This window comes from Longimicrobium sp. (assembly GCA_036389795.1).
Lineage (GTDB): Bacteria > Gemmatimonadota > Gemmatimonadetes > Longimicrobiales > Longimicrobiaceae > Longimicrobium.
Map to the genome: position 1 here is coordinate 25,880 of DASVWD010000256.1, position 6,100 is coordinate 31,979.

At 73.8% G+C, this 6,100-nt stretch carries 2 protein-coding genes; both read left to right on the top strand.

Annotated elements, in window-relative coordinates; translation table 11 throughout:
* The first annotated feature begins 76 nt into the window (after positions 1-76).
* Complete coding sequence (locus tag VF746_29720) at positions 77-4,609, top strand: beta-ketoacyl synthase N-terminal-like domain-containing protein (protein ID HEX8696634.1); 4,533 nt, start codon at positions 77-79, stop codon at positions 4,607-4,609.
* Between the two features lie 287 nt (positions 4,610-4,896).
* Positions 4,897-5,973 carry an HAD-IIIC family phosphatase gene (locus VF746_29725; GenBank protein ID HEX8696635.1) on the top strand — a complete coding sequence of 359 codons (1,077 nt, stop codon included), beginning with the start codon at positions 4,897-4,899 and terminating at the stop codon, positions 5,971-5,973.
* Positions 5,974-6,100 lie beyond the last annotated feature (127 nt).

Consider the following 6,100-nt stretch of genomic DNA (forward strand, 5'->3'; position numbering starts at 1 on the left):
GTCGCAACGCCCCGAAGTGGCAGTCGTGCAGTTCCGAGAATCGACCACTGTGACGGACATACAAGAGGATTCAGCGATGAGCGAGCAGTTCGACGAGATGCAGCCTGACGGCACGTCGGCCGACGACGCGCGCGGCGGCGACTTCGACGTCGCGGTCATCGGCATGGCGGGGCGCTTCCCGGGGGCGGACGACCTGGAGGGCTTCTGGCGCAACCTGCGCGAGGGAGTGGAGTCGATCACCCACTTCACCGACGACGAGCTGCGCGCGGCCGGCGTCCCCGACGAGCTGCTCGCCAACCCCGACTACGTGAAGTCCGCCGGCAGGCTGCGCGACGTGCAGCACTTCGACGCCGGCTTCTGGGGCTACTCGCCGCGCGAGGCCGAGCTGCTGGAGCCGGGGCACCGCATCTTCCTGGAGTGCGCCTGGGAGGCGCTGGAAGACGCCGGCTACGCCCCCGAGACCGTCCGGGGGCGCGTGGGCGTCTACGCCGGCGCCGGGCACAGCGGCTACACCGAGCGCCACGTCCTTCCCAACCTGGAGCTGATGGCCTCGATCGGCCCCCTGGCGTCCAGCCTGGCCAGCGGCAAGGACTTCCTGGCCACGCGCACCTCGTACAAGCTGGACCTGCGCGGCCCCAGCGTGAACGTGCAGACCGCCTGCTCCACCTCGCTCGTCGCCGTGCACCTGGCCGTGCAGAGCCTGCTGAACGGCGAGAGCGACCTGGCGCTGGCCGGCGGCGCCTCCGTCAACGTGCCGCAGGACACCGGCTACCTCTGGGCGCCCGGCAGCATCGTGTCGCCCGACGGGCACTGCCGCGCCTTCGACGCGCGCTCGGGCGGGACGCTCTCGGGGAGCGGCGTGGGCGTGGTGGTGCTGAAGCGCCTCTCCGACGCGCTCCGCGACGGCGACCCGGTGCGCGCGGTGATCCGGGGCTCGGCCATCAACAACGACGGCGCGGCGAAGGTGGCCTACACGGCGCCGGGCGTCGAGGGCCAGTCGTCGGTGATCGTCGAGGCGCTGGCGGCGGCGGACGTCGACCCGTCGACGGTGACCTACGTCGAGGCGCACGGCTCGGCCACCGAGCTGGGCGACACCATCGAGGTCGCCGCGCTCACCCGCGCCTACCGCGCCCGCACGGACCGCGCGGGATCCTGCGCCGTCGGCTCGGTGAAGACGAACCTGGGCCACCTGGACTCGGCGGCGGGCGTGGCCGGGCTCATCAAGACCGTGCTGGCGCTGGAGCACCGGGAGATCCCGCCTACGGTGCACTTCCAGGCGCCGAACCCGAAGCTCGACCTCGCCGGCGGCCCGTTCTACATCGCCGCGAAGCTGCAGCCGTGGGAGACGCCGGACGGGGTGCCGCGCCGCGCGGGCGTGTCGTCGTTCGGCATCGGCGGGACGAACGCGCACGTGGTCCTCGAAGAGGCGCCGGCGCCGGAGCCGTCCGGCCCCTCGCGCCCGTGGCAGCTCCTCGCCCTCTCCGCGCGTTCTCCGCAGGCACTGGACGCGGCGGCGGACCGGCTGGCGGACCACCTGTCGAGCCACCCCGACCTGCCGCTCGCGGACGTCGCCTTCACGCTGCGCGAGGGGCGGCGTGCCTTCCCGCACCGGCGCACGCTCGTCGTGCGCGAGGGGGAGGACGCGGCGAAGCTGCTCGCGGAGCGCCACCCCGAGCGGACCGCGTCGGGGCTGGCCGAGGGCGGGAGCCGGTCGGTGGCGTTCCTCTTCCCCGGGCTGGGCGACCACTACCCGGACATGGCGCGCGGACTGTACGAGGCGGAGCCCGTCTTCCGCGCCGAAGTGGACCGCTGCGCCGAGCTGCTCAGGCCGCATCTCGGACTCGACCTGCGCGAAGTCCTCTTCCCCGGCGAGGCGCCCTCCGACGCGCCCGTCTCCGGCGGCGTCGACTTCAAGCGGATGCTCGGCCGGGCGGCGTCGACCGATCCCGACGCGGAGCGGCTGAACCGCACCGAGCTGGCGCAGCCCGCCGTCTTCGTGGTCGACTACGCGCTGGCGCGGCTGTGGATGAGCTGGGGGATCGTCCCCGAGGCGGTGATCGGGCACTCGCTGGGCGAGTACGCCGCGGCGTGCGTCGCCGGGATCCTGCCGCTGGACGACGCGCTGGCGCTGGTGGCCGACCGCGCGCGGATGATCCAGCGGCTCCCCGGCGGCGCCATGCTCGCCGTCTCCCGCGACCCCGAGGCGGTCCGTCCGTACCTGGCGCCGGGCGTCGGGATCGCGACGGTGAACGCGCCCGGCCTCACCGTCGTCGCCGGGCCGGAGGAGGCGGTGGAGCAGGTGCGCGCGCGGCTGGAGGCGGCCGGCGTCGTCGCGCGGCGCCTGGCGACCACGCACGCCTTCCACTCGCCGATGATGCAGCCCGTCGCGGAGGAGCTGGCCGGGCGCGTCTCCCGCGTGCGCCTGCGCCCGCCGGCGATCCCGATGATCTCCAACGTCACGGGAACGTGGATCACCGACGCGGAGGCCACCGACGCGCGCTACTGGACGCGCCACCTGCTGGGCACCGTGCGCTTCGCGGAGGGGATCTCCGAGTTGCTGAAGGAGCCCGGCCGCGTCCTCCTCGAAGTCGGCCCCGGGCAGACGCTCTCCACCTTCGTCCGCCAGCGCCCGGCGGACGCGGACCCGCCCGCGGCGGTGGTCCCGTCCCTCCGCTACGCATACGACCGCAAGCCGGACCAGCAGTTCCTGCTGGAAGCGCTCGGCCGGCTCTGGCTCGCGGGCGTGCAGCCGGACTGGCAGGCGTTCCGCGGCGGCGAGCGGCGCCGGCGCGTGCGCCTGCCCACCTACCCGTGGGAGCGGCAGCGCTACTGGATCGAGCCCCCGGCGGAAGACGCCTCCGCCGAGTCCGGACCGAAGCGCGGCCGCTCGCCCGACCCGGCGGACTGGACGCACGTCCCCACCTGGACGCGCACGCAGCATCCGGCGCCGCCCGCGGACGCCGCGGCGAAACACGTCCTCGTCCTCACCGCCGGCCCGCTGGGCGATGCGCTCGCGGCGGCGCTGGAGCGCGCGGGGTGCCAGGCCGCCGCCGCCCGCGCGGGGGACCGCTTCGCGGGTGACGGGAGATCGTTCACCCTGCGCGGCGACTCGCGCGAAGACCACCGCGCGCTGATGGAAGCGCTGTCGGCCGGCTTCCGCCCCGAGACCGTCGTCGACGCGCGCGCGGCCGACGGCGATCCGGGCGCGGCGTTCGGGTCGCTGCTCCTGCTGGCGGACGCGCTCGCGGCGCACGGCGGGGCGGAGCTGGTGGTGGTGACGGCGGGCGCGCAGGAGGTCACCGGCGACGAGCCGCTGGACCCGCGCGCCGCGGCGCTGCCGGCCGGCGCGCGGACGGCGGCGCTGGAGTACCCGGCGCTCCGCACCCGCGCGGTGGACGTCGTCCGCCCCGCCGCCGGGAGCCGCGAGGAGGCCGACCTCGCCGCCCGCCTGGCCGCGGAAGTCCTGTCCGGGGGCGGCGAGCAGGTGGCGGCGTACCGGGGCCGGCACCGCTGGGCGCGCGGCTTCCGCCCGGTGCGCGCGGCGGCCGCCGGTGCGCGCCTGAAGGAAGGCGGCGCCTACCTGCTGATCGGCGGGCTGGAGTCGCGCAGCGGCTTCCTCGCCGGCGAGATCGCCCGCGTCCCCGGCGCCCGCATCGCGCTGGCCGGGCGCTTCGTCGACGGCGCGCTGGTGCACGCGCTGGAGGCGGCCGGCGCGGAGGTGCTCGCCGTCACCGACGATCCGACGAGCGCCGCCGGGGTGGAGGACGCGCTGCGGCGGGCCGAGGCCCGCTTCGGCCGGCTGGACGGCATCGTCTACTCGCCCGAGCAGGGCCACGCCGCCGAGCCTGCGTCGATCGCCGAGGCGCGCCCGGCCGAATGGGCCGCCGAAGTCGCCGCGATCGAGGACGAGTTGCGCGCCCTGGCCGCCGCGCTGGGCGAGCGCGCGCCGGACTTCTGCCTGATCGAGTCCTCCCTCGCGGGCGTGCTGGGGAGCGTGGGCCGGGTGCGCCAGGCGGCCGCCAACGCGCTGGCCGACGCCTTCGCCGCGGTGCACGCGCGCGAGGGCGGCACGCGCTGGACGAGCGTCGCCTGGGACCGCTGGGCGCCCGAGGAGGACGTGGCCACGGGCGACGGGACCGGCATCGCGCTGACGGAGGTGGGCGCCGCGCTCGCCGCCGTGCTGGCGCTGGCCGGCGAGCCGCAGCTGCTGGTCTCTCCGGTGGAGATCGAGGAGCGCATGCGCGCGGCCGACGCGAAGAAGCAGGAGACCCCCGCCGCGGCCGGGACGCTGTACGAGCGCCCGGAGCTGGACACCGAGTACCACGCGCCGGGCGACGAGCTGGAGGAGAAGCTCGCCGCGCTCTGGCAGGAGCTGCTGGGGATCGAGCGCATCGGCATCCACGACGACTTCTTCGGCCTGGGCGGCCACTCGCTGCTGGCGACGCAGATCGTGGCCCGCGTGCGCGACATGTTCCAGCTGGAGCTGCCGCTGCAGGCCATCTTCGAGGCGCCGACCATCGCCCGCTTCGCCCGGCTGGTGGAAGACGCCATCATCGCCGAGCTGGAGACGCTTTCCGACGAGGAGGCGGAGGCGCTGATGGCGCAGTAGGGCTGAATGGCGGGAGGGGGTTCCGAACCACGGCCCAGGGCTGTCATCCTGAGGAGCCGCCGCGCGGAACCAGCGGAATGAACCGAAGCTCGGGCGGCGACGAAGGATCTGCGGCCGGGTCCGAGCGTGAGACAGCCTGACGCGCAGTCCCAACCCGCAGATCCTTCGGGCGCGACAGCTTCCGTGCCGACGCGGGTCCGGAGCAGCGCCCTCAGGATGACAGCGTTTCGTAACGCCGCTGACCCGGCGCGGACCGTAGACGACGAAGACGATCGATGAGCGAGGCGATGACAGAGGACGCCGTGAACGCCGAAGGCGCGAAGGAAGGCAAGAAGCCCAGGGGCGTGAAGTGCGTCGTCTGGGACCTGGACCACACGGTGTGGGACGGGATCCTCCTGGAAGACGAGAACGTGGAGCTGCGCCCCGGCATCGCGGAGATCCTGCGCGAGCTGGACCAGCGCGGCATCCTGCAGTCCGTCGCCAGCCGCAACGACCACGACCGGGCCATGGCGCGGCTGGAGGCGCTCGGCATCGCCGAGTACTTCCTGTACCCGCACATCAACTGGAACGCCAAGGGCGAGAACGTCGCGGCCATCGCGCGGAAGCTGAACATCGGCCTCGACACCTTCCTCTTCATCGACGACCAGCCGTTCGAGCGCGAGGAGGTGGCCTTCGCCTGCCCGGCCGTGCGCACGCTGGACGCCGCCGACCTGGCGGACCTGCTCGGCCGGCCGGAGCTGAACCCTGAGTTCATCACCGAGGACAGCCGCAACCGCCGGCGGATGTACCAGGCCGACATCGAGCGCAACCGCGCCGAGGAGTCGTTCCACGGCCCGTCGGAGGACTTCCTGCGCACGCTGGACATGCGCTTCACCCTGGCGCCCTGCAGCGAAGACGACCTGCAGCGCGCCGAGGAGCTGACCGTCCGCACCAACCAGCTCAACACCACCGGCTACACCTACGGCTACGACGAGCTGAACGCCTTCCGCGCCTCTCCCGACCACATCCTCCTGGTCGCCGGCCTGGAGGACAGGTACGGCACCTACGGGAAGATCGGGCTGGCGCTGGTGGAGAAGACGTCCCCGGAGTACTGGACGCTCAAGCTGCTGCTGATGAGCTGCCGGGTGATGTCGCGCGGGGTGGGCACCATCATGATGAGCCACGTCATGAGCGAGGCGAAGGCAGCCGGGGTGAAGCTGCGCGCCGAGTTCAAGCCCAACGGCCGCAACCGGATGATGGAGGTCACCTACCGCTTCGGCGGCTTCAAGGAGGTGGCCCGCGAGGGCGAGCTGGTGCTGTTCGAGCACGATCTGGAGACGATCCAGCCGTTCCCGGAGTACGTGCGGGTGGAGATCGGACGGTGAGAAAGTGCGAAGTGCGAAGTGCGGGGTGCGAAGTGCGAGTGCGAAAGTGCGAAAGTGCGAAAGTGATCGGCTCAGGCTCGGAACCTCGCCCCCGCGGTGTGTTCTCCCTCTCCCGCGCAGCGGGGGA

Excerpts from the sequence above, each read along its gene's own strand:
- VF746_29720 (HEX8696634.1), top strand. The coding sequence starts at position 77 with ATGAGCGAGCAGTTCGACGAGATGCAGCCTGACGGCACGTCGGCCGAC.
- VF746_29725 (HEX8696635.1), top strand. The coding sequence starts at position 4,897 with ATGACAGAGGACGCCGTGAACGCCGAAGGCGCGAAGGAAGGCAAGAAG.